We start from the raw sequence: 22764 nt of genomic DNA, 5'->3' as shown, positions 1-22764 counted from the left end.
CTGAGCGAACCCCCAAATATGGGCCATGGGTTCGGCACAGTCAGCTTTGGAAGACATCAAGTTTCTTTGCAAGAGCGAAATTGTCTTGCTTGAACCACTTCTGGGTAAGCTTGGGGAGCGTGCCATCAGAGATCAGTGAGTCAATCTGTTTGTCGATTGCGCCTTGCAGGTCCTTCTGCTCCTTGTTATAGAGAACGACCGTGCCTGCGCCATCGACGATGCCAGTGACCTTCATCTTGTAGCCGAGAGTGCTGGCAACTCCTTCATACTGCGCCTTCGAAAGATACACTGCGTCATAGGTCCCATCGTGAACGGAGTTGAACATATCTTGGAACGTGGATTGATTGGACACTTCGGGTACCGTTATTTTCACCTTTGGGTTTCGCTTGAGCCAGTCATGTATCGCAAGGTACCGTCCGTCTGTGGGAACGATCGGATCGAGGGTCTTGCCGTTCATGTCCTTGAGACTGTTGATGGGGCTGCCTTCGGGAACGATCAGATTCATGAAGTAATAGTTGTATGGTGTGGAAAGCAAGTACTGTTCAGCGCGTGCCTTGGTCTTGAAGAATGCTCCGATCAACGCGTCATATTTCCCCTGCTTGACACCGACCAGTGCTGTTTCATAATCCTGGACACTGTATTCAAATGAGTACTGTGGCAGCTTCTTGTCGAGTTCCTTCAACACTGCAAGATCGAATCCTGCTGGCTTGCCATTGTTGTCGGCATATGAATATGGAGGGTCTTGGCTTTCCAATGCGATTTTTATCGTCTTCACGCCACCTGAATTCGTGTTCCCCTGAGCCGATCCACTCCCACATGCTGAAAGCGATCCGATCACAAGCACGGAGGCTATTGCAGCAACGATTCTTTTCTTCATATTTCCTCTTCTTCAAACGTTGATTGTGCTTGCCGAATAGGTCCTGGCGAAGCCTCTCCATCCTAAGTTGAGGAGTTTGGGAATCTGAAATTCAGAGTATTAGGTTTTTCTTGGGTGTCATCATAAGTTGGTCGTATACCGATGTTCGTGAACTCTTGTGATTCTGAAATATACTAAAGTGGGCAACGATATAAGTCACACACGGCAATCAGGCATTGGGCGTACTGCTATATCGACAATTTAGGTTTCTGCACCGGAATCTGAATATTTTGAGCAGTCAACGTCCTTACTGTGGGCTCTGATGTTGCGCGGGAGCATGGTCTTCCATGCCCTGATTCCCGAAGTCGCAGCCTAAGGTATGGATGGACAACACAAGGGCTAGAAACCATTACGGTTCCTAGCCTTAATTGGTAGTGGGGCCAGGATGGATTGCACTGGGTTTTGTCCCGTTATTTAGGAGTATGGGATTATGCCACGTGCGTATCAGCCTGAGTTTCGGCATAGGGCTTTCCGAATGCTTGGTGATGCCAGGCAGAACCATGAGACTGAGTTCAAGGCGATTCGTCATGTCGCTTCGAAGCTTGGCATGAGTCCGGAGACGTTGGGCAAGTGGCAGCGTTGTGCCGAGATCGATGCCAGTGACTCTCCTTGCATGACCAGAGAAGAGCATGCCGAGGCCAAACGCCCTAAACACGACAGCGCTGAGCTACGCCGGGCAAACGGAATCCTGCGGGCCGCGTCGGCTTTTTGCCGCGGAACTCGATCGTCTCGGAGTCAAGTCCATCTGCGGAGTGCTTGCCCAGACAGATTGTGGGTTCATCACTGCGCGTGTATATCGCGCTGCCACAAGCAACCCCAAATCCGCTCGTGCGATTCGCGATGAGATCCTGTGCTAGGAAATCAACCAGTTGCACGCAGCGAACTACGGGGTCTATGGGGTGCGGAAAATGCATCATGTGATGCGCCGGGCAGACTGGCAGGCCGGTCGCAATCAGGTCGGCAGGTTGATGTGGGCCCGGGCTCTGGCTGGTGTGCGGCGGACCCCTCCCACCACCAGAAAAGACCAGGCCTTGGCCACGCCCAGGGACTTGATGCAATGGCATTCTCGAGTCTCAGCCGGGTTGTCGACATTACCTACGTCGCGACCTAGGCCGTTGGGGGGCTTGTCCGGTTTGATTCATCACTCGGACCACGGGTCGAACTATCTGAGCGTGCAATACACGGACCGAGTCATCGAACTGGCAACACTGCAATGGGTGTCCTGGTGGAGCACCCAGCGTCTGCACTCGGAACTCAGCTACCGCACCCCGGTCGAAATCGAGACCGAATTCAATCAAACAACCAAGACCTTGTGACGGCAACCCACAGTCACGAAACCCAATAGGAAACAACCCTGTGCAATTCACGCGGATGCGGTGCGTTCACTTCGTGGTGAACTTGTGCTCTCCCTCTTGACCAGCGAGGTCTGTATCCATGTCTGTTTGCGTTCGATCGGGTTTCCCGCCATCAGATCCTTCAACAATTGAGCGGCAATTTTTGCCATGTGAACTGGATCTTGTTTCAAAGTCGTGAGACCCATTAACTCTGCATTGTCATTGTCGTCAAATCCAATGATTGAGATGTCTTCTGGAATTTTCACACCGAGGAGCCTGAGTTGCCTCATCAGTATTATCGCAGCCTCATCATTTTCAACGCACAAGGCAGTTGGGGCAGCATCTGAGGATGCGATGCGCCGTGCAAGCTGTGAGAGGGGTTCCTCTAGAGAGCTGTTGACTTCGTAATCTTTCGCGGGGTAAACATGGACGCTTGCCTGTGAGAAATCATATTCCTTTGCCGCCTGCAGGAAGAAGGTCCCGCGTTCTTCTGCGCTCGAGAAAAAGATGTTCCGATTTGGATATTGAACGTACCCAATTCTTTCGTGACCGAGTTCTTGAAGATAATAAACAGCGGATCTCATCGCGGATTTATTGTCGAGTGCGACCGAAGCGTTCAGAACGGGAGAGAAGGATGCATCCAGGCCGACAGTCGGGATTTTCAGAGAACTCAAATCCTCAGACGAATGAGAATCAAGACGAATCGAAGGCAGAATTATCCCGTCGATGTTGTGCTTGTTCTTCAGCAGGGTATTGAAAAATTCATTGGCGTTGGTGGCATCCTTCAATATGACGGGAACGATGTCGTAGCCGCTTTCAGCGAGCACCTCATAGGCGCCTTGCATGCATGCGGCGCTGAACCATGTGTTCAGTGGAGAACCAAACAGCATGATGACTCTCATGGTTCTGCCCGAGGCCAGAGCCGAAGCGCTGCGCGAAAGCTCGAAATGCAAGCTGTCCGCTGCACTTTTGATTTTCGCCCGTGTCTTAGGCCTGACTATGTCCAATCCGCGTAGGGCACGCGATGCCGTCGAGTCGGAGACATTGGCGAGTTGTGCCACATCATGCAGGGTTGTCATATCATCTTCTCCCATTGGACAACACAAAAGTAAAGGCTGTTTTCAACATTCTTCGTGTCTGAGCGAGTACGTAATGCGTATGCCGTCCGCTCCGTTCCTCACTATCGTAGACATGTTTTTCAGGCCAATCATGCACGACACGATAATTTGACAAAGAAAATGCAAGCGCTATCATTTCTAATGTAGCTGCTGATTTCATTGAAAGGGCAATGAAAGGCTGCGGAACATCGATGGCGACAACAACGTTGCTGAGCCATAGTCAACAATCAGGGGGTTGAAATGCTTGGATCTTTAAGAACCTGCAAAAGAGTGCTTGGAATTATTTCAGTTGCAGCTTTAAGCGTCGCAATGTTTGGAGCATGCGGCAGCTCTTCTGCGGATAGTGGGACAGGCAGGGTCTACTATCTCAACAAGAAAGCGGAGGAACAGAGCACTTGGGTAAAGCTGGGTCAGCAATTTCAGAAGGAAACGGGCATCCCCGTCCAAATCCAGACTGGTGGTAATGATTACGATGCGACGTTGAGATCGGAAATGGCTAAGCAGAAGGCCCCAACGATGTTTCAGGCTGATGGTCCAAGCTTCATGAAGAGCTGGACCAGCTATGCCGCTGACCTGTCTGGCACCACGCTCTACAAGTCTCTTTCATCGGAATACAAGGACAGCTCCCTGACGAATGACTCTGGAAAACCGATTGCCGTTCCGTATGCAGTTGAAAGCTATGGAATCATCTATAACAAGGCTCTGTTGAAGAAATATTTTGATTCTTCTTGGTCGAGCGTCAAATCGATTTCCGATCTGAACAATTTCAAGGCGTTGAAGAAGGTCGCCGATGAGATTCAGGCACACAAGTCTGATCTCGGAGTCAAGGGAGCCTTCTCGTCCGCTGGCATGGACACGTCCTCTCTCTTCCGCTACAACTACCACATGGCAACGAATCCTGTGTACTTTGAGGTCAAGAGCAAGAATGAAAGCGTCACGAAGGTTCCCAAGTCTTTGAAGGGAACCTATGTGAAGTATATGAAGAATCTTTGGGATCTTTATCTGAAGGATTCGACGGTTGTACCGAGTGCGATCTCAGGAAAGACCATGGATGATTCCGCTGCTGAATTCTCCACCGGACAGGCTGTCTTCTTCCAGGATGGGACATGGAGCTACAACGATATCAAGGATCAGTCAGTATCTGACAGCGATCTTGGAGTCCTCCCCATGTACATGGGCGTTCCCAATGAGGAAGACCAAGGCTTGAATCAGGTGATCAGCAACTATTGGGTTGTGAATTCCAAGGCATCCACAGCAGATCAGAAGGCGACTGAGAAGTTCTTGGCTTGGTTGGTGAACTCGAAGGATTCGCGCAAGACAATCTCACAGACGATGGGTCTGGTAACGCCATTCAAGACATTCGATTCATCCGAATATCAGGTCAGCAACCCACTGGTTGCAGCGAATCGTGAATACGAGAAGGCCGGAAAGAAGTCCGTCACACTCATCCCTGACCCGTCACATCAGTGGGAAGAGGATCTCGGTTCTGCTCTTCTGAGCTATGCACAAGGAAAAGGAAGCTGGAGCTCAGTCAAGAAAGTATATACCGACAACTGGGCCAGCGAATATAAGTTGACCTACGATAACTGATTCATCTCTGGAGGGTGTCTGCTCATGACATCCTCCATCTTTCACTTGTAATTTGTTCATTGTTTTGAGATTTATAGTAAGGACATCATGCTTACCATGAAAGGAAAGGCGATACGTCGGTGGTGGCCACTGTTTGTATTGCCAACATTAATATCTTTTCTGCTTGGTTTCATCACTCCCTTGATTCAGGGAATGTATTTGAGCTTCACCAGCTTCACCACGGTTTCCGATGCCGTGTGGGTTGGGCTGAAGAATTATCGAAGGGCGCTGCAGGATCCAGAATTTCTGCACGCATTCTGGTTTACGCTACTATTCACCATCGTCACCACGATATTGGTGAACATCCTCGCATTCTTCGTGGCGTATATGTTCACCAAGGCCATGAAGGGCGCGAAGATCTTCCGCTCGGTATTCTTCATGCCGAATCTCATTGGTGGAATCATCCTGGGCTACATCTGGCAGCTCTTGCTCAACGGTGTACTGGCCCACTGGAACATCTCATTGACATATAGCGCCACGTATGGTTTCTGGGGCATGGTCATACTGGTGTGCTGGCAGCAGATTGGCTATATGATGGTCATCTACATAGCCGGCCTTCAGAATGTTCCCAATGATCTGATCGAGGCGGCAGCGGTCGATGGTGCATCCTCGAAGCAGATCCTGTACAAGATCACCATTCCTATGATGATGCCAAGCATAACGGTCTGCTCATTCCTTACGGTTACCAATGGATTCAAGATGTTCGATCAGAATCTTGCACTCACGAACGGTGAGCCGTCGAATTCATCGGAAATGCTTGCCCTGAATATCTACAACACATTCTATGGGCGCGCAGGATTCGAAGGGGTCGGACAGGCAAAGGCAGTGATCTTCCTTCTTGTCGTTGCAGTCATCGCAATCATTCAGAACAGAATCACGACAAGGAAGGAAGTTCAGGCATGATTAACAAAATCTCTCATGCAAAGGTCTGGACGATCGTCTTTTCGATTCTGTCGATTGCATGGATATTCCCCATCGTTCTAGTTTTGGTGAATTCCTTCAAGCAGAAGGCATTCATATCGACGAGTACCTTCAGCATTCCAAATGCCAAAACAAGTGCCGGTTTCGAAAACTATGTTGATGGCATTCAGAAAACCGATTTCTTCATGAGTTTCCTGTGGACCTTCATCATCACCGTTGGCGCAGTGGTCATCATCTTGCTGTGCACGTCGATGTGCGCATGGTGGATTGTCCGGGTGAACAACAAGTTCTCCGTTGCGATCTATCTGCTGTTCCTTCTCAACATGATCGTTCCATTCCAAATGGTGATGTTCCCACTCTCCAGACTTGCAGACTTGAGTGGGCTGAACACTCCATGGGGATTATGGCTCGTGTATCTTGGTTTCGGTGCTGGGCTTCCGGTGTTCATCTTCACCGGAGTCATCAAGTCGATACCTGATGAGATCGAAGAGGCTGCCATGATTGATGGTGCCAACACTTTCCGCATCTTCTTCACCATCGTTGTGCCCATGATGCGTTCTTCGATCATATCGATTGCGATTCTGGAGACGATGTGGATATGGAACGACTATCTCTTGCCGTATCTCACGCTCGACATGCAACGCTTCAAGACCATTTCCATTGCTATCCAGTATCTCAGGGGTGGCTATGGAACGGTCGATATGGGAGCCATGATGGCGTGCCTGGTCTTGGCGATCATCCCGATAGTCATCTTCTTTGCCGTATGCCAGAAATACATCATTCAAGGCATTGCGGCGGGAGCTGTCAAGGGTTGATGGCTGGGTCTCAAACTTACAATGAATAATTACAAGTGGCTTTCCCCTCATTCGAGGAACCTCGGACTCCTTGAATGAGGGGAAAGCATATTATCTGTTTCTTGTCTGGAGTGGAAAACATCGATGGCTAATCTTGAAAGGCAGCATGAACCTTGGATTCATGACAAATCCGTTATCCTTTCTGCGCCGCTGCAACTGTGGATGAACAACGACGGGACGATTGATGGGACTGTGCCATGCGGCCTGTTCTATGGGGACATGCGAATTCTGTCCCAGGCCGACTGCTCGCTTGACGGTCGGCGCGTGATACCCATTGCAAACTCGATTGATGGTTCAACCAATTCCCATCATGTGTATCTCGACGCATCAGTTGCGATGCCGCAGGAAGAGCCAAACATCAGAATCGATGAGACTCGTACGATCGGTACGCAATCGTTAGGCGTTCGGTATGTGCAAACCAGCAGTTATGTGCAGCCCCGCATGGTGGAATTCTCGGTCAGTCTGAGCATCGATCTTTCTACGATGCAGACCATTCGTAGCGGCAGCTCTGCAAGGTTGAGGCATTCGCCGAACGTCGAGTCCATACAAGGAACGGATGACTCACAGTGTTCCATCACATGCTCAGGGGTGAGGTTCAGAATAGATGCTCCGAGTGGAATCATCTCGGTTCGTGATGATACCGTTTTGATTACTTGGACTCTGCCATGTGAACAGTCGTCTGTCAACGTTGCTTCGTGGAAGCTCACCTTCGAGGACGTGCCCTCCATCGTCGAAGCTGCTGAAAAGCCCTGCGAGTGGGAATGTCAAAAGCATGAGGAATCGGACACTCCTCTGCAAAGCTGGGTGAAGACTGCGCTCGATGATTTGCGAAGTCTGCGAATGAGTGTTGAAGGGCATCCCGACGATGCGTTCATTGCTGCCGGAGCACCGTGGTATTTCACCTTATTCGGTAGAGACAGTCTATGGGCGGCGAGATTCCTTCTGCCACTGACACAAGAATTGGCGGGTGGAACACTCAGGATTCTGGCAGAGTATCAAGGTGAGAGCACTGACGTTCTCACGAACTGTCAACCAGGGAAGATTCTTCACGAACTCAGAACGCCCTCGTTGATCGACAATGAAAAGCCGTCCCATGCTGTGCAGTTGCCACCCATCTATTACGGAAGCATCGATTCCACCTCGCTGTGGATAATTCTGCTTGCAAAGGCAAAAGAAAGCGGTCTTTCGGATGATGCCGTACGTCCATTGCTTGGATCGTTGAAACGAGCGTTGCGGTGGCTCACTGATTACGGCGATGCGGATGGCGATGGATTCGTCGAATACTTCGATTATTCGGGAAAGGGTCTGAACAACCAAGGATGGAAGGACTCTCGGGAATCCATACGATGGAAGGATGGTCGTCTGGCATCCGGACCTTTGGCGTTGTGCGAGGTTCAAGGATATGCCTACCAGGCTGCAACGCTCGGGGCGGAGCTGCTTGATGAGTACGGTCTGCAGGGTTCGGAGGCAATCAGACACTGGGCGGGCAATCTCAAGGCTGCATTCAACGAGAAATTCTGGATTTCAGACCCCAATGGTGATTATCCGGCTGTCGCGTTGGATAAGGACAAGCGCCAGGTGGATTCGCTGACGAGTAACATAGGTCATCTGTTGGGGACTGGCATAGTCGATGGGCAAGGTGTGAAGCTCATCGTAGACAGAATCATGTCTGATGATCTTCTCTCTGGATATGGCGTTCGAACGTTGAGTGCCGGGAATGGGGGGTATTGGCCTCTGAGCTACCATTGCGGATCTGTGTGGCCTCACGATAGTGCAATTATCATGCTTGGAATGGTCCAGGAGGGATACTTGCACGAGGCAAAGGTCATCGCCCGTCAGCTGCTTTCGGCTGCAACGGCATTTCACGGAAGAGTTCCCGAACTGTATTCAGGCGAGCCGAAGAGAGGAACCCCGATTCCTTATCCGGAGTCATGCCATCCGCAGGGGTGGTCGGCAGCGACTGCAATTGCGGTAGGCTCGGTTCTGCAAGCGTGACCGAAGAAGTGGAAGGCATAGAAGGTTCAGGAATCAACAGTGAAAAATCTCTTCTCACAAGACTCGTTGTTCTCGCAGGCAATGACATATTTTGTGAATATCGTCATCCTCAATGTTCTGATTGTTGTCTGCAGCATTCCCCTAGTTACCTTGGGAGCGTCACTGACCGCAGGCTTCTACGCGGCACGCAAGGACATCATGCAGCAAGGGCATCTGACCAGGAATTTTCTTGCCGCCTTCCGCTCTAACTTTCGAAAATCCACTGTCGCATGGCTTGTGCTTGCACTTATCGGAGCGTTCGTATTCCCTTTCTCCATACTGCTTCGAATCTCTGCATTGATCCCATTTCAGATTGTCTTCGTCGTTGTCTGGTTGACGGCTTTCATTTGGGTGTGGCCGCTACTGTCGTGCTATGACAATACGGTCTCGAAAACCCTGTGGAACGCCCTTATCGTCGGCTTTGGCAAATTGCAATATACACTGATGCTCATTGCCATGCCGATCGTCTTCTGCCTCGTCGTGTATCTCAGCTTGCGCTGGTTCACCAGTGGATTGTTTCTTCTTGCATTATGCGGTGTGGGACTGATCGTATACCTCCAAGTCAAACCAGCGGTTCATGTTTTGAGAGGCCTATCGGAATCTGGTCCACAGGCACGCTGACAGCAATCAATTGCCTGCTCGATGGTGGTCAAGGAATACACGCCTTGAACGAGGAATGAGCTGATGGGCAGAAGATGCTTCGGACCGTCTTCTGGTCTATTTTGGAGAATCAGACGAAGGTCATTTATGCGGCCGAGAGGAAGAGGGTGGCGATTGCCACGTATCGTCGGCATGGATCGCATGCGAAGGCATCGCTGGCTCGCCCGGACGCGCGTGCGGGCCCGCGACTGGCAACGGGAAAGTGTATCTGAGCCCGATAATTGACTGCTGTGACAACAGGGCCATATCGTCCACAACGAGCCATTCCCCTAACAGGCGACTGACACGACATACCAACCAGAAAACAGTCCGAAGCATCTTCCGTGCCTAATAATCCACGAATTTCCACACCAACACCCCAGGTCCAGATCGCGCACCAACTAACAGTCGGGCGCACTTTGGCAGATGACCCACGAAATTGGTATCCCAAAATAGCGCCAGTGGCAGCCGAGGTTTATTCTATAGTGGACTTCTAGGTTACTCTGCTCGAATCAAAGAGAAAACAAAAGCCCGGAACCATTGAGATTCCGGGCTTATCAGTAGCGGGGTCAGGATTTGAACCTGAGACCTCTGGGTTATGAGCCCAGCGAGCTACCGAACTGCTCCACCCCGCGACGGCTGCCTTACAGCAGCGTTTATCAATCTTATTCATTAATTGATTTTTGTCAAATGGGTGGGTTGTCCTTTCATGGCAATAAGGAAAATGAGGGTGTCGAGGAGCGGCCGTTCAAGGGCGACGCGCCACTTCGGCTCTCAGCGCTTTCCACATCGCAAAAGGGTTGCAATAATAGGGGATATGCCGATTAATATTCCGAGTGGTCTTCCTGCAAGGGCGATCTTAGATTCAGAGCGCATCTTTGCGCTTGAAAAACCAGAGGCGGAAGCACAGAACGTCCGTCCTCTACGTCTTGTCGTCCTGAATCTGATGCCCAAGAAGATCGAAACGGAAACCCAGCTTCTTCGCCTGATCTCAAAGTCGCCGCTTCAGGTGGACGTTGACTTCATGAAGACCTCGACTCACGAGGCGACTCACACGAGCCATGACCATCTCGTGAAGTTCTATGAAACGCTCGATGTGCTTGAAGACAATTGCTATGACGGTCTCGTCGTAACCGGCGCTCCGGTCGAGCACCTTCCTTTCGAGGATGTCGATTACTGGGACGAATTCAAGACCATCCTCGATTGGGCCAGTTCGCACGTATTTTCAACCATGTATCTTTGCTGGGGTGCCATGGGTGCGCTGAGCTATAGATATGGCATTCGCAAGCATGTGCTGGACAAGAAAATCTTTGGAGTCTTTCCGCAATTCTTGCAGGATGAGTACTGCTTCATCACCAATGGATTCGATGAGATCGCGTTGCAGCCGCACTCGAGACTGGCATCGATGGACGAAGGCGACATAGCCAAGCACCCCGATCTTCAGGTGCTTACCTGGGGGCCTGACTCAGGTCCGGGTCTGCTTGCGACCAAGGATTTTTCGGAGGTATTCGCAATCGGGCACTGGGAATATGGCAAATACACCCTCAAGGAAGAATATGAACGGGACATGCGGCGGGGCATGAGCAATGTGCCATTTCCACATAACTACTTCCCTCATGACGATCCCACGCTGGAACCCCTCTTTTCATGGCGCGCGCACGCCAACCTGCTCTGGCGCAACTGGCTTAACTGGGTGTATCAGACAACGCCTTACGATCTGAGCGAGATTCCGCAGCTGCGTGCAGAGAAGAGACTGGGCACCGACCGCTCGATTCGTCATAGTCCGGAGAGCCCAAGAAAAGATGGCTATCTGCCATTCACATAGCTGCAGGCACACATAGCTGTCGGCACATGCTGCAGGATCTTCGTGGCAATGTTTCACGGCGATTCATGCCACAGTCATCGACCTGCCGAGCAGCTCAGCGTCAAGGATTTCATCCTCTGCGCAGCTGAGAGTTGCGATTCGGATGTCCGGATGATGTCGCCCAGGCGATGTCCGACTTGGTGGACCGTGCGTCCTCACGCGACTCTGGGTGCATGGAATTCGTCGCCCGGATGCAGGGACGGGCCAATGACAGATCCGTGACAGGCCAACCATTGCTCCTCTGGACTCGGCATGGGGCATCAGACTGAGGCATTCGTCACGGCGTGGAAAGATGCGGCAGATCCTTGGTGGAGGAAGATGGGCCGGTGAAGTGTGTCACGGCCGACGGAATGACGTTGAGATGACCGAAATATTCATAAAATTCACCGTTCCTTCACACACCGGAATGCCCATCGATGCAGGGTCGCTTCCACCACTGTGATTCCAAGGATTAGCGTGATTCTACGATGGTGACAGCCAGTGATCAGGACCCTCACTCACGTCAAGGAATCAGAAACTCATGGACGGCAATCGATGCACAGTGCCATCGTTTATCCAAGCTTGCAAGTAGACCGATTACTGTTCCCCTGAAAAGGAGCCGGATGCCGCATCCCATCAAAAGACTGAAGAGCTTGCAGTCGGATGGGACGGCTGCATTCCTTGGCTTGTTCTCAGAAACATGATTGTCACAACAGAATCAATAAATGGTGTTATATTGAATGCTTGTTTGAGAGATTTAGGAGGCGCTTGATGGCGGGATTGGTAAGTGCACAGATGGTTTTGGCATCAGGTCCAGACTTTCCGACGATTAATGACTTCCTTCCTCCAGAGATACTGTTCCAGGGCACGCCATTCGCAATCAATAGGATCATGCTGGTCCGTATCGTGATGACCCTGGTCATTCTTCTTGTGCTTGGCATCACTGCGCTGCGATCGAAGCTGATTCCCGGCAGATGGCAGGGTGCAGTCGAGTGGATGCTTGACTTCATCCGGAACAAGATCGTATACGAGGTCATGGGTGAACGCCGTGGAAGGCGCTACGTGCCGATGATCACCACGATGTTCCTCACCATTTTCCTGTTCAATGTGTGCGAGGTCATTCCAGGGGCAAACATCGCTGCAACGGCGACGATTGCCATGCCTCTGGTGTTCGCCGTGTGGACCTTCTTCCAGTATTGGATCGCTGCGGCACGCGAGCAGGGTCTCCTGAAGTACCTTCACCACGAACTGATACCACAGGGCGTGCCGATTCCCGTGCTCATCATCGTCCTGCCCATGCAGCTCCTCGATGTGCTGATAGTTCGCCCGGTGTCCCTGATGGTTCGACTCTTCGCCAACATGCTGGCCGGATACTTCATCCTGGAACTGTGCCTGGCAGCGACCCAGTATTTCCTGGTGGATGTGACGAACAAGCTCATGACTCCGATGGGTGGATTCATGCTCATCGCGGCATTCGTCATGACACTCTTCGAATCATTCGTCGCCGCACTTCAGGCATTCATTTTTGCAACCCTCACGACGGTCTACATCAATCTGAGCTATCCCGAGGAAGCATGATGCAACAACTTATTTTTTCCAATAATCACGGCTTGGCATAAAGAGCCCATAGAAAGGAAACAACAATGGATCTCATCACACTTGCAGAAGTGTCCGGCAACCTGAGCGCTATTGGCTACGGCCTGGCAGCCATTGGACCTGGCATTGGCGTGGGTATCGTTTTTGGAAAGGCAATCGAGGCCATCGCCCGTCAGCCTGAACTCGGCGGTCGCATTCAGACCATCATGTGGATCGGTTTCGGTCTGATCGAGTTCCTCGCACTGCTCGGCATCGTCTGCGGCTTCTTGTTCAGCTGATTACCTTGAATTTCGAAGCTTCGAAACAAGTAGTTGCAAGAGTTAAGGAAAGGAGGATGGCATGGTGACGTTAGCTCAGACAAGCGGTATTCAGCTCTTTCTGCCTAAGATATATGACATCGTTTGGTCACTGATTATTCTCGTGGTCATAGCCTTGTTCTTCTATAGGTTCTTCTTGCCCAGATTCCAAACGATCTTCGATGAACGCGCAAGCAAGATCGAAGGCGGAATCAACAAGGCACAGATCGCTCAGGAAGAGGCGGACGCGGCGAAGAAGAAGTTCGAGGACCAGCTGAGTTCAGCTCGGATAGACGCTTCGAAGATTCGCGATGACGCTCGTGCAGAGGCATCGCATATCATCGCCGATGCTCGCAGCCGCGCTGAGACGGAAGCCTCGCAGATCACTGCCAATGCCCAGCGTTCCATTGAATCCCAGCAGCAGCAGGCTCTTGTGAGTCTCAAAGGTGAGGTCGGCGCATTGGCGACTTCGCTCGCGGGCAAGATTCTGGGAACCAGACTTCAGGATGATTCGGTTCAGTCCTCGATGCTGGATTCCATGATCGACGAGCTTGGCCAGGACAAGGACAAGGCGGCTTGAGCTTGAATACGACAGGCATCGGGAAGGGGATGTGCCATGCGCGGTGAAACTTCACTGGCTTCCGACAAGGTAGCCCGACAGAAATTCGCTTCCAAGCTGCGCGATTCCGGCGTTCAGTCCGGCGTGGTCGCGACAGAGCTCTTTGACTTTGCCAATATGCTCGACGACAATGCGGCGGTGGAACGTGCATTGACCGATCCTTCACGTCCCGCTCAGGACAAGATCGCATTGACCGATACCCTGATCGGGGATCAGGCCACTGCACTGACTCGTGAGATTCTTGAAGATCTCGTGTCAAGAAAATGGAGTCGCGTCGACCATATCGCAAACGCCGTCGAGGATTTGGCGGTCGATGCGACCTTATACTACGCGGACGTGAAAGGTGTGACGTCGACGGTGGCGATTGAACTTGCGAAGATACATTCCGCATTCATCAACATCGCTGCGGTGCGTGCAAGACTTTCCGACACCCGCATGTCAGCGGACAGCCGCGTTGCATTCCTCAATGAACTGTTGACGAATCAGCGTCTGAATCCATTGACGGTGCGGCTGGCCCAGCACGCCACGCGTGATTTGCGCAATCGTCGCTTCCTTTCGACCCTGCAATGGCTCATCGATGAGATTTCCCATCATATGGGCGAGTCCGTCGTCACCGTTACTTCGGCGATACCCCTGAGAAAGGAACAATTCAGCAAGATAATTGCCGCTTATTCCTCGAAGCTCGGACATCCCGTCCATGTCAATTCGGTGGTGGATCCAAGGGTTCTTGGTGGGATGCGAATCCAATATGGCGCAGAGGTGCATGACAGCACGGTCGTCGCTCAATTGCAGCGTCTGAAACAGATGGTCTCAGTCCCCGCCTAGATACGTAGACGCAGACACGGAACATACTTATCAACCAGAAAATAATGTAAGGAGTGATCATGGCAGAACTTACCATTGATCCCGCCACGATACGCAAGGCGCTCGATGATTTCGTCGAGTCGTACAAGCCATCGGACAATCCGGCTCAGGAAGTCGGATACGTCAAGACGGCTGGCGATGGCATTGCGCACGTGGAGGGTCTGCCTGGTTGTATGGCCAACGAGCTGCTGACCTTTGAAAACGGCACGCTCGGTCTGGCATTCAACCTCGACGCTCGCGAAATCGGTGTGGTTATCCTCGGTGATTTCGCAGGTATCGAAGAGGGCCAGGAAGTTCATCGCACGGGAGATGTGCTCTCCGTCCCAGTTGGAGACGGATATCTCGGTCGTACGGTGGATCCCTTGGGCAAGCCGATAGACGGTCTTGGGGAGATCAAGAGCGAGGGTCGTCGAATTCTTGAGGCACAGGCCCCGGATGTAATGCATCGTCACCCGGTCGATGAGCCGCTGTCGACAGGCATCAAGGCCATCGACGCGATGACTCCGGTTGGCCGTGGTCAGCGTCAGCTCATCATCGGCGATCGTCAGACCGGAAAGACGGCTCTGGCCATCGACACGATCATCAATCAGAAGGCCAATTGGAAGACCGGCGATCCGAAGAAGCAGGTCCGCTGCATCTACGTCGCCATCGGACAGAAGGGTTCGACCATCGCATCCGTGCGCTCTTCACTCGAAGATGCCGGTGCCATGGAATACACGACCATCGTCGCGTCGCCCGCCTCCGATTCCGCAGGTTTCAAGTACATCGCACCATATACCGGTTCAGCAATCGGCCAGCACTGGATGTATAGCGGCAAGCATGTTCTGATCGTCTTCGACGACCTGAGCAAGCAGGCCGAAGCCTATCGTTCGATTTCGCTGCTGCTGCGTCGTCCGCCGGGGCGCGAGGCGTATCCAGGCGATGTGTTCTATCTGCACTCTCGTCTGCTCGAACGCTGCGCGAAGCTTTCGGACAATCTTGGCGGTGGCTCGATGACAGGGCTTCCGATCATCGAGACGAAGGCGAATGACGTCTCTGCATACATTCCGACCAACGTGATTTCCATCACCGATGGTCAGATCTTCCTGCAGTCCGATCTGTTCAACGCCAACCAGCGACCTGCGGTCGATGTAGGCATTTCCGTCTCCCGTGTCGGTGGCGCGGCGCAGACGAAGGCCCTGAAGAAGGTCTCAGGAACACTGAAGATCTCGTTGGCTCAGTACCGTTCGCTCGAGTCCTTCGCCATGTTCGCGTCGGATCTGGATGCGGCATCGAAGGCTCAGCTCACACGTGGTGCGCGCCTGACCGAACTGCTCAAGCAGCCGCAATTCTCTCCATATTCCATGGAGCAGGAGGTTGTTTCGGTATGGATCGGAACACACGGCAAGCTCGATGACCTCGATCTCGCCGACGTGCTTCCATTCGAGCACGGCCTGTTGGATTATCTGGCTCACAACACTGAGATTCTCAAGACGATTCACGACACCGAGGACTTCACCGGGGATACCGAGAAGGCCTTGGACAAGGCCGTCGAGGACTTCCGTGGGAGCTTCGTCACGAAGGCCGGCAAGACGCTTGACGGAAACAAGGACGACGGTGTGAAGCCAGCCAATGTTGAGCAGGAAAAGCTCGTTGCGGGGGCGAAGTAATCTATGGGATCGCAACTCGCATTCAAGTCAAGGATTGCTTCGACTGGTTCGTTGGAGAAGATTTTCAACGCCCAGGAGATGATTGCGTCTTCGCACATTGCCAAGGCACGCAAGGTAGCCTTGGACGCGAAGCCATACACTGATGCGATTTTCGATGCCGTTCAGGCACTTGCTGCGCACACGCACATCAAGCATCCGATAGTTCAGAAGCGGGAGGACAACCCTAGGGTCGCCGTTCTCGCTCTGACTTCGGATCGTGGCATGGCTGGTGCATTCACGTCATCAATCATTCGTGAGACTGAGGCGCTGCTGTCGAATCTCGACGGTCAGGGCAAGAAGCCAGAGCTGTTCGTCTATGGCCGTCGCGGCGTCACCTATTACAAGTATCGCAATCGCGAGATTGCCAATACCTGGGAAGGTGACAGCGATCAGCCAGGTGTGGAGATCGCTGAGAGGATTTCGGATGAATTGATGAAGGCCTACATGGCACCGGCCGATGAGGGCGGCGTCAGTGAGCTGTATGTCGTGTTCACCGAATTCGTCAACATGGTCGTGCAGAAGGTGCGTGTCCTGAGGATGCTTCCGGTAGAGCTCATTGCGGCTTCGGACAGTCCCGACGACGAGAGCGTGCTTTCCGACGAGCATGGTGATGCGCAGAAGGCTGAAGGCAGGGAAGACGGGAAGGGTGCGTCGCCTCTGTATTCATTTGAGCCAAGCGTGGACGAGGTGCTGGATGCGATTCTTCCAAAATACATTCAGTCCAGAATCCATGAATGCTTGCTTACGTCTGCGGCTTCGGAGACTGCCAGCCGTCAGAATGCCATGCATACGGCGACCGACAATGCGCGCAATCTCATCGACGACCTGACCAGGCAGCTCAATCAGTCCAGGCAGGCTTCTATTACGCAGGAACTTACTGAAATAATTGGCAGCGCTGATGCGCTGAACACAGAGGAAGAGTAGGAACGCCAATGGTTACGGAGCAAAATACTCAGACCAAAACGGCTCCCGACGACATGGATTACTTGTCGAAGGGTCGCGTGACTCGCGTCCAAGGCTCGGTTATCGACATCGAATTTCCGGTGGGACATCTGCCGGATATATACAACGCCTTAACCGTAGAGATTGCCTCGACGGGAGAAACAGAGGGCGAAAGCGTTCACGAGATCACGCTGGAAGTCGAACAGCATCTCGGGGATTCGATCGTTCGTGCGGTGGCCCTCAAGCCGACTGATGGCATCGTGCGTGGCTCGAAGGTCACGGACACCGGCGGCCCCATCGAGGTCCCTGTCGGAGACGTGACCAAGGGGCACGTGTTCGACGTTGCCGGTCATATCCTGAACAAGACCGATGACGAGACGATAAGCATCAAGGAGCGTTGGCCGATACACCGCGATCCGCCGCCATTCGACCAGCTCGAGCCAAAGACCGAGATGTTCGAGACGGGCATCAAGGTCATCGATCTGCTGACCCCATATGTGCAGGGCGGCAAGATCGGTCTGTTCGGTGGTGCCGGTGTCGGCAAGACCGTGCTGATCCAGGAAATGATTCAGCGCGTGGCTCAGAACCACGGCGGTGTTTCGGTGTTCGCCGGAGTCGGTGAGCGTACCCGTGAGGGTAACGATCTGATCGGCGAGATGGCCGAGGCTGGCGTGCTCGAGAAGACCGCGCTCGTCTTCGGACAGATGGACGAACCACCGGGGACCCGTCTCCGTGTTCCGCTCACCGCACTGACGATGGCAGAATACTTCCGTGACGTTCAGAACCAGGATGTGCTGCTCTTCATCGACAACATCTTCCGGTTCACCCAGGCTGGCATGGAAGTTTCCACGCTGCTTGGCCGCATGCCTTCTGCCGTGGGATATCAGCCAAATCTGGCTGACGAGATGGGCGCGCTTCAGGAGCGCATCACCTCTACCCGTGGTCATTCGATCACCTCGCTTCAGGCCATATACGTGCCTGCGGATGATTACACTGACCCGGCCCCGGCAACGACATTCGCCCACTTGGATGCGACCACCGAGCTTTCTCGTGACATCGCTTCCAAGGGCATCTATCCCGCTGTCGACCCGCTCGGTTCCAGTTCGCGTATCTTGGATCCTCGCTACGTCGGCCAGTCACACTATGACTGCGCCAACCGCGTGAAGGCCATCCTGCAGAGGAACAAGGAGCTGCAGGACATCATCGCCCTGATCGGCATCGACGAACTCTCCGAGGAAGACAAGACCACGGTCAATCGTGCACGTCGCATCGAGCAGTACCTCGGCCAGAACTTCTATGTCGCCGAAAAGTTCACCGGTCGCCCGGGTTCATACGTGCCAGCCGACGAAACCATCGAGGCATTCACCAGAATCTGCGATGGCATCTACGATGACGTGCCAGTCCAGGCATTCACCGGTGTAGGTGGCATCGATGACCTGGAGAAGAAGTGGCACGACATGGAGAAGGGCAACGACTGATCATGGCAGGCGTTGAAAAATCGACGATGGCAGTCAACATCGTTGCAGCCGATCGTCCGGTGTGGTCGGGGAAGGCACGATCCGTCACCATACCGGCCTCCGAGGGCGGCATGGGCATCCTTCCGAATCACGAGCCTGTGCTTACCGTCATTAAAAGCGGCACGGTCACGGTCGTCGATCCGGAGGGCGCCCGTCAATCCTTCAAGGTCGACAATGGCTTCATAGCTTTCGACTCCAACAGACTGACCGTTGCGGTCGATCGTGGATCGGTCGTTGCCGAAGGTTCCGAGGATTCGGATGTTCTTGCCGGCTGAGCGCTGGTGAGCAGCGATTCGCCTTGACAGTGGGGTGGGTCACGAACTTTCGTTCGTGACCCACCCCACTTGTTTTTGCTGTCGTGTGGCAACAGCATGTTTTTCTGCATCCCACTCTTGCCTGTTTGGCTGGATGCTTGACTGTGTGCGCCCAATATCATTGATTCTGAATTGAGATTCCGAGTTTTGCGGCAATTCCGAAATACATACGCATTTTTTCGTTGATATGCGTGCGCGATATAGCCGATTTTGTCTCCTGATACTTCGAGATTGCCGCAAAACTCGGAATCTCGGTGTCATATGCGGAGGGAACCGCCTCAACATGAGTTTTTCAGCACCTTGAGCGTCTGAAGAGACGAAGTATTCTTAGATTTGAATTATCCAAAACAATGATATAGTCTGATTATGTGAGCAACATAGGCGAGAACAACTCAGGGCACGGGTCACTGGCGCGGAAACGCTCTCTGCCGGGCGTGCAAACGGTCATGAAGGTCACATCAGACCATGCTCCACAGGTTTCAACGGTGGCGAAACCTTCAACGGATTGGCGTTCGCATCTTCGTGCAGCCCATATCCGAGTAACCTCGCAACGTCTCGCGGTGCTCTCGATCCTAGAGTCACACCCGCATAGTTCTGCCGGAGAGATCATCGCCTCAGTCAATGCCGGGGACCGAGAAAACCTCACGACACAGGGCGCCTATGTGATTCTGCAGCAGTTGGAGCAATATGGTCTGGTCCGACGCGTGAGCCTTCCGGATTCTTCGAGCGTGCGTTGGGAGACCAGGGTTGCCGATAACCACCACCATGTGCAGTGCGTTGTGTGCGGCCGTGTCGAAGACGTCGACTGCGTCGTTGGCCATGCTCCATGCCTGACGCCATCGGATACGCACGACATGGAGATCTTCGAGGCGCAGGTTGTTTTCAGGGGTCTGTGCAAGTCCTGCAAGGCCAGAATCGGCAGCGGAGAAATCCGAAAGGACGATTTGCCATATCTGTTGCAAGAGGAGCTGAGCGACATCGCAACGTGAATCCTCGCTCGATGCCGATAGTTGCGAATCAGGCGTTGCGGTTGCGCGACTAGAAGACTTGTCCACACGAAAAACGAACAAGATTGAGCCCGAATAGGGTCGGAAAGGTTGGGTTGCATATGAGTGCAGCTAAGAAGGTAATAGTCGTAGGTTCCTCGCATGGTGGGTATGAGGCGGTTCAGCAGCTGTTGATGGATGCCCCTGACACCAATATCCAGTGGTATGAGAAGGGTGACTTCCTGTCCTTCCTTTCCTGCGGCATGCAGCTGTATCTGGAGGGTGTCGTGAAGGATGTGAATTCCGTAAGATATGCGACTCCGGAAGGTGAGACCGCGAAGGGGGCACATGTCTTCACCGAGCAGGAAGTGACTTCGGTCGATTCCGCGGCTCACAGCGTTCATGTCAAGGATCTGAAGTCTGGCGAGGAACGCGATGAGTCATATGACAAGCTCATTCTTAGCCCCGGTGCAGTTCCTGCGGCGCTTCCTGTCGAAGGCAGAGACCTTGACAACATCTATGCCATGCGTGGTCGTAACTGGGCGATTCGGCTCAAGGCTGCGACGGTCGATCCGGACCTCAGGAACATCGTCGTGATCGGGGCCGGCTACATTGGCGTCGAGGCTGCGGAGGTCTTCGCAAAGGCCGGCAAGAAGGTTACCCTGATCGACATCCTGCCGCGCATGCTCCAACTCTATCTTGATTCCGAATTTACCGAGACTCTCGAGGATGTGGTGAGCAAGCATGGCATAACACCCGCGATGGGCTACACGGTGCAGAGCTTCGAAGGCAAGGATGGCAAGGTCACGAAGGTGCACACCGACAAAGGCAGCTTCGATGCCGATCTGGTCATCGAGACCGCTGGAATCAAGGCAAACACCGCATGGCTCAAGGATGTCGTTGACATCGATGCGCATGGTCTCATCAAGATCGATGAGCATCAGGCCACCAGCGCGGAGGATATCTATGCCGTAGGCGACGCGACGCAGATCAAGTTCGCACCGACCGGTGGCGAGGCACGCATCGCCCTTGCGACGAATGCTCGCCGTCAGGGACGAGTAGCTGCGCGCAATGCGCTCGGAGAGAGCATTGCCGTCACTCCGGTCTCCGGATCGTCGGCGCTTTCCGTCTTCGACTACAAGTTCGCATCCACGGGCATGAAGGAGGGAACTGCAGAGAAGTACGGCGTCACGATGGACTCCGTGTTCGTCGAGGACACATACCGTCCTCCGTTCGTTCCCAGTGAGGCAGGCAATGCCCCCGTACGCTTCAAGCTCAGCTATGATCCTTCGGATGGCCGTGTGCTGGGAGCTCAGATAATGAGCACCGAGAACGCCACCGCGAACATCAATGCGATTTCGCTCGCTGTGCAGCTTCATGCGACGGTCGAAGACCTCGCATATGCTGACTTCTTCTTCCAGCCAGGATTCGATCGTCCATGGAACGTCATCAATGTCGCGGCTCAGAAGGCCGTCGCAGCGATGAAGGCTGCGAAGTGACACGACGTATCGGCACAGCAGGCCACGCATCTTCGGATCGCCTGGTCTGACGGTCGTTTGCAACGCTTCTCCTGAGTGATTGGTTGGCGCCCATGTCGTAATGCGGCATGGGCGCATTTCTTTGTTTGACGGGGTGTTCCGCCCATCGGCTAGGCTGATTCACTATGCGCATTATCGTAGCTGACTGTTCCGCTCGCTATGCCGGGCGCTTGCATGCGTCCCTCGCACGTGCAAGGCGGGTGCTGCTCATCAAGGCGGATTCGAGCTGCCTCATTTTCTCAGAACTCGGTTCATACAAGCCAGTGAATTGGATGACGGCCCCGTGCACAATGCACGAGACGGTCCACGAGACAGTGCGCGAGAAGACTGCCGATTCCCTGGTCAACGCCTCGACTGCACCAGCTTGCATGCCTGGCGAAACGGATGCCGACCCTCGCAGCACTAGTGACGGCGACCAAGAGAGTGACTGCCGGAATATCTGCGCGGACGCAGAGGGAGATGGGCAGGCAGATGCCCCGGAGAGAACCATTCGGGTCTGCGCCGATAAGTCGGATGATGTCCTCACCATTGATCTGTGGCATGTGTACAGCGACCAGGCGTATGAATTGGGAGTCGATCCCGGCCTCGTCAAGGATGGCGTGGAGGATCACCTGCAACGCTATCTATCCGAGCAGATCGAGAGGATCGGTGAGGGTGCCCGGCTGGTTCGCAGAGAGTATCCGACTGCGATCGGTCCAGTTGACATCATGGCCATAGATGGCAATGGCAGACATGTGGCGATCGAGATCAAGCGGCATGGTGGCATCGATGGAGTTGAGCAGCTTACCAGGTATTGCACGCTGCTCAATCGAGATCCTCTGCTTGCTCCTGTGCGAGGCATCTTTGCTGCGCAGACCATTACGCCCCAAGCAAAGGTTCTGGCGGAGGACAGGGGATTCAACTGTCTGATTCTTGACTATGAATCGATGAAGCAGACCGAAAGCGATGCCCTGACATTGTTCTGAACAGCCAGTTCTGGCGATATTCCGGGGGAATTCCGGGTCTGCGCCAATCGTTGAAAACACTACATCTAGTGATTGCCATCGCGACACGCCACTATGGGTAGTGCTTTTCTTTCTAATGACATGCGTGTAGTCTTCAATATCACTGATGAAA

At 53.2% G+C, this 22764-nt stretch carries 20 protein-coding genes and 1 tRNA gene; 18 read left to right on the top strand and 3 right to left on the bottom strand.

Features of this window, described 5'->3' with window-relative positions:
* Nucleotides 1-40: 40 nt before the first annotated feature.
* Complete coding sequence (locus tag QN062_RS04495; RefSeq protein WP_369342392.1) at nt 41-877, bottom strand: transporter substrate-binding domain-containing protein; 837 nt, start codon at nt 875-877, stop codon at nt 41-43.
* A 1172-nt stretch (nt 878-2049) separates the two neighbouring features.
* On the opposite strand from QN062_RS04495, the gene QN062_RS04490 reads away from it, so the two are divergent.
* On the top strand, nt 2050-2232 hold the full coding sequence (locus QN062_RS04490; RefSeq protein ID WP_369342897.1) for a hypothetical protein: 183 nt from the start codon (nt 2050-2052) through the stop codon (nt 2230-2232).
* A gap of 47 nt (nt 2233-2279) precedes the next feature.
* Here QN062_RS04490 and QN062_RS04485 read toward each other — a convergent pair whose 3' ends face one another.
* Nucleotides 2280-3329 (bottom strand): LacI family DNA-binding transcriptional regulator, encoded by a 1050-nt coding sequence (locus QN062_RS04485; RefSeq protein WP_369342391.1) that lies wholly within the window; start codon nt 3327-3329, stop codon nt 2280-2282.
* Nucleotides 3330-3608: 279 nt separating this feature from the next.
* On the opposite strand from QN062_RS04485, the gene QN062_RS04480 reads away from it, so the two are divergent.
* The 5 genes from QN062_RS04480 to QN062_RS04460 all read left to right on the top strand — a co-directional run bounded on the left by QN062_RS04480 (nt 3609) and on the right by QN062_RS04460 (nt 9427).
* Nucleotides 3609-4958 carry an ABC transporter substrate-binding protein gene (locus tag QN062_RS04480; protein ID WP_369342390.1) on the top strand — a complete coding sequence of 450 codons (1350 nt, stop codon included), beginning with the start codon at nt 3609-3611 and terminating at the stop codon, nt 4956-4958.
* An 87-nt stretch (nt 4959-5045) separates the two neighbouring features.
* Nucleotides 5046-5900 carry a carbohydrate ABC transporter permease gene (locus tag QN062_RS04475; RefSeq protein ID WP_369342389.1) on the top strand — a complete coding sequence of 285 codons (855 nt, stop codon included), beginning with the start codon at nt 5046-5048 and terminating at the stop codon, nt 5898-5900.
* Nucleotides 5897-6733, top strand: a complete 837-nt coding sequence (locus tag QN062_RS04470; RefSeq protein ID WP_369342388.1) for a carbohydrate ABC transporter permease — start codon at nt 5897-5899, stop codon at nt 6731-6733. The genes QN062_RS04475 and QN062_RS04470 overlap by 4 nt, the downstream gene beginning before the upstream one ends.
* Nucleotides 6734-6856: 123 nt before the next feature.
* Entirely contained in the window at nt 6857-8767 is a 1911-nt protein-coding gene (locus tag QN062_RS04465) for a glycogen debranching N-terminal domain-containing protein (protein ID WP_369342387.1), read from the top strand.
* Between the two features lie 93 nt (nt 8768-8860).
* Nucleotides 8861-9427: a DUF624 domain-containing protein gene (locus QN062_RS04460; protein WP_369342386.1), complete on the top strand. Its 567-nt coding sequence runs from the start codon at nt 8861-8863 to the stop codon at nt 9425-9427.
* 579 nt (nt 9428-10006) lie between these two features.
* On the opposite strand, the gene QN062_RS04455 is transcribed toward QN062_RS04460, so the two are convergent.
* Nucleotides 10007-10080: transfer RNA gene (locus QN062_RS04455), tRNA-Met, on the bottom strand.
* 182 nt (nt 10081-10262) lie between these two features.
* Between QN062_RS04455 and metA the strand changes: the two genes are divergently transcribed.
* The 12 genes from metA (at nt 10263) to nucS (ending at nt 22613) form a co-directional block, all read left to right on the top strand.
* Nucleotides 10263-11270 (top strand): homoserine O-succinyltransferase, encoded by a 1008-nt coding sequence (metA, locus tag QN062_RS04450; protein WP_369342385.1) that lies wholly within the window; start codon nt 10263-10265, stop codon nt 11268-11270.
* Nucleotides 11271-12059: 789 nt separating this feature from the next.
* Complete coding sequence (gene atpB, locus QN062_RS04445) at nt 12060-12866, top strand: F0F1 ATP synthase subunit A (RefSeq protein ID WP_369342384.1); 807 nt, start codon at nt 12060-12062, stop codon at nt 12864-12866.
* Between the two features lie 65 nt (nt 12867-12931).
* A complete protein-coding gene (gene atpE, locus QN062_RS04440) occupies nt 12932-13162 on the top strand; it encodes an ATP synthase F0 subunit C (protein WP_369342383.1) in 231 nt (76 codons plus the stop codon).
* Nucleotides 13163-13223: 61 nt separating this feature from the next.
* A complete protein-coding gene (locus QN062_RS04435; RefSeq protein WP_394854684.1) occupies nt 13224-13760 on the top strand; it encodes a F0F1 ATP synthase subunit B in 537 nt (178 codons plus the stop codon).
* Nucleotides 13761-13796: 36 nt separating this feature from the next.
* Nucleotides 13797-14624, top strand: a complete 828-nt coding sequence (locus QN062_RS04430) for a F0F1 ATP synthase subunit delta (RefSeq protein WP_369342382.1) — start codon at nt 13797-13799, stop codon at nt 14622-14624.
* A gap of 59 nt (nt 14625-14683) precedes the next feature.
* A complete protein-coding gene (gene atpA, locus QN062_RS04425; protein WP_369342381.1) occupies nt 14684-16312 on the top strand; it encodes a F0F1 ATP synthase subunit alpha in 1629 nt (542 codons plus the stop codon).
* A gap of 3 nt (nt 16313-16315) precedes the next feature.
* A complete protein-coding gene (locus QN062_RS04420; RefSeq protein ID WP_369342380.1) occupies nt 16316-17275 on the top strand; it encodes a F0F1 ATP synthase subunit gamma in 960 nt (319 codons plus the stop codon).
* An 8-nt stretch (nt 17276-17283) separates the two neighbouring features.
* On the top strand, nt 17284-18771 hold the full coding sequence (gene atpD / locus QN062_RS04415) for a F0F1 ATP synthase subunit beta (protein WP_394854683.1): 1488 nt from the start codon (nt 17284-17286) through the stop codon (nt 18769-18771).
* Between the two features lie 2 nt (nt 18772-18773).
* Nucleotides 18774-19085: a F0F1 ATP synthase subunit epsilon gene (locus QN062_RS04410; RefSeq protein ID WP_369342379.1), complete on the top strand. Its 312-nt coding sequence runs from the start codon at nt 18774-18776 to the stop codon at nt 19083-19085.
* Between the two features lie 485 nt (nt 19086-19570).
* Nucleotides 19571-20113: a Fur family transcriptional regulator gene (locus tag QN062_RS04405; protein ID WP_369342378.1), complete on the top strand. Its 543-nt coding sequence runs from the start codon at nt 19571-19573 to the stop codon at nt 20111-20113.
* A 119-nt stretch (nt 20114-20232) separates the two neighbouring features.
* On the top strand, nt 20233-21609 hold the full coding sequence (locus QN062_RS04400; protein ID WP_369342377.1) for an FAD-dependent oxidoreductase: 1377 nt from the start codon (nt 20233-20235) through the stop codon (nt 21607-21609).
* Between the two features lie 164 nt (nt 21610-21773).
* The gene (gene nucS / locus QN062_RS04395) at nt 21774-22613 is read left to right on the top strand and encodes an endonuclease NucS (protein WP_369342376.1); all 840 of its coding nucleotides are present in this window, start codon (nt 21774-21776) and stop codon (nt 22611-22613) included.
* Nucleotides 22614-22764 lie beyond the last annotated feature (151 nt).

Source organism: Bifidobacterium sp. WK012_4_13, assembly GCF_041080835.1.
Taxonomy (GTDB): Bacteria; Actinomycetota; Actinomycetes; order Actinomycetales; family Bifidobacteriaceae; genus Bombiscardovia; species Bombiscardovia fermentum.
The sequence above is the reverse complement of the archived record's forward strand: the minus strand, read 5'-3'. Positions and strand labels throughout refer to the sequence as shown.

What these genes read in the sequence shown, in the direction of transcription:
- QN062_RS04495 (WP_369342392.1), bottom strand. Translation starts at nt 877, where the DNA reads ATGAAGAAAAGAATCGTTGCTGCAATAGCCTCCGTGCTTGTGATCGGA.
- QN062_RS04485 (WP_369342391.1), bottom strand. Translation starts at nt 3,329, where the DNA reads ATGACAACCCTGCATGATGTGGCACAACTCGCCAATGTCTCCGACTCG.
- QN062_RS04480 (WP_369342390.1), top strand. Translation starts at nt 3,609, where the DNA reads ATGCTTGGATCTTTAAGAACCTGCAAAAGAGTGCTTGGAATTATTTCA.
- QN062_RS04475 (WP_369342389.1), top strand. Translation starts at nt 5,046, where the DNA reads ATGCTTACCATGAAAGGAAAGGCGATACGTCGGTGGTGGCCACTGTTT.
- QN062_RS04470 (WP_369342388.1), top strand. Translation starts at nt 5,897, where the DNA reads ATGATTAACAAAATCTCTCATGCAAAGGTCTGGACGATCGTCTTTTCG.
- QN062_RS04465 (WP_369342387.1), top strand. Translation starts at nt 6,857, where the DNA reads ATGGCTAATCTTGAAAGGCAGCATGAACCTTGGATTCATGACAAATCC.
- metA (WP_369342385.1), top strand. Translation starts at nt 10,263, where the DNA reads ATGCCGATTAATATTCCGAGTGGTCTTCCTGCAAGGGCGATCTTAGAT.
- atpB (WP_369342384.1), top strand. Translation starts at nt 12,060, where the DNA reads ATGGCGGGATTGGTAAGTGCACAGATGGTTTTGGCATCAGGTCCAGAC.
- atpE (WP_369342383.1), top strand. Translation starts at nt 12,932, where the DNA reads ATGGATCTCATCACACTTGCAGAAGTGTCCGGCAACCTGAGCGCTATT.
- QN062_RS04435 (WP_394854684.1), top strand. Translation starts at nt 13,224, where the DNA reads ATGGTGACGTTAGCTCAGACAAGCGGTATTCAGCTCTTTCTGCCTAAG.
- QN062_RS04430 (WP_369342382.1), top strand. Translation starts at nt 13,797, where the DNA reads ATGCGCGGTGAAACTTCACTGGCTTCCGACAAGGTAGCCCGACAGAAA.
- atpA (WP_369342381.1), top strand. Translation starts at nt 14,684, where the DNA reads ATGGCAGAACTTACCATTGATCCCGCCACGATACGCAAGGCGCTCGAT.
- QN062_RS04420 (WP_369342380.1), top strand. Translation starts at nt 16,316, where the DNA reads ATGGGATCGCAACTCGCATTCAAGTCAAGGATTGCTTCGACTGGTTCG.
- atpD (WP_394854683.1), top strand. Translation starts at nt 17,284, where the DNA reads ATGGTTACGGAGCAAAATACTCAGACCAAAACGGCTCCCGACGACATG.
- QN062_RS04410 (WP_369342379.1), top strand. Translation starts at nt 18,774, where the DNA reads ATGGCAGGCGTTGAAAAATCGACGATGGCAGTCAACATCGTTGCAGCC.
- QN062_RS04405 (WP_369342378.1), top strand. Translation starts at nt 19,571, where the DNA reads ATGAAGGTCACATCAGACCATGCTCCACAGGTTTCAACGGTGGCGAAA.
- QN062_RS04400 (WP_369342377.1), top strand. Translation starts at nt 20,233, where the DNA reads ATGAGTGCAGCTAAGAAGGTAATAGTCGTAGGTTCCTCGCATGGTGGG.
- nucS (WP_369342376.1), top strand. Translation starts at nt 21,774, where the DNA reads ATGCGCATTATCGTAGCTGACTGTTCCGCTCGCTATGCCGGGCGCTTG.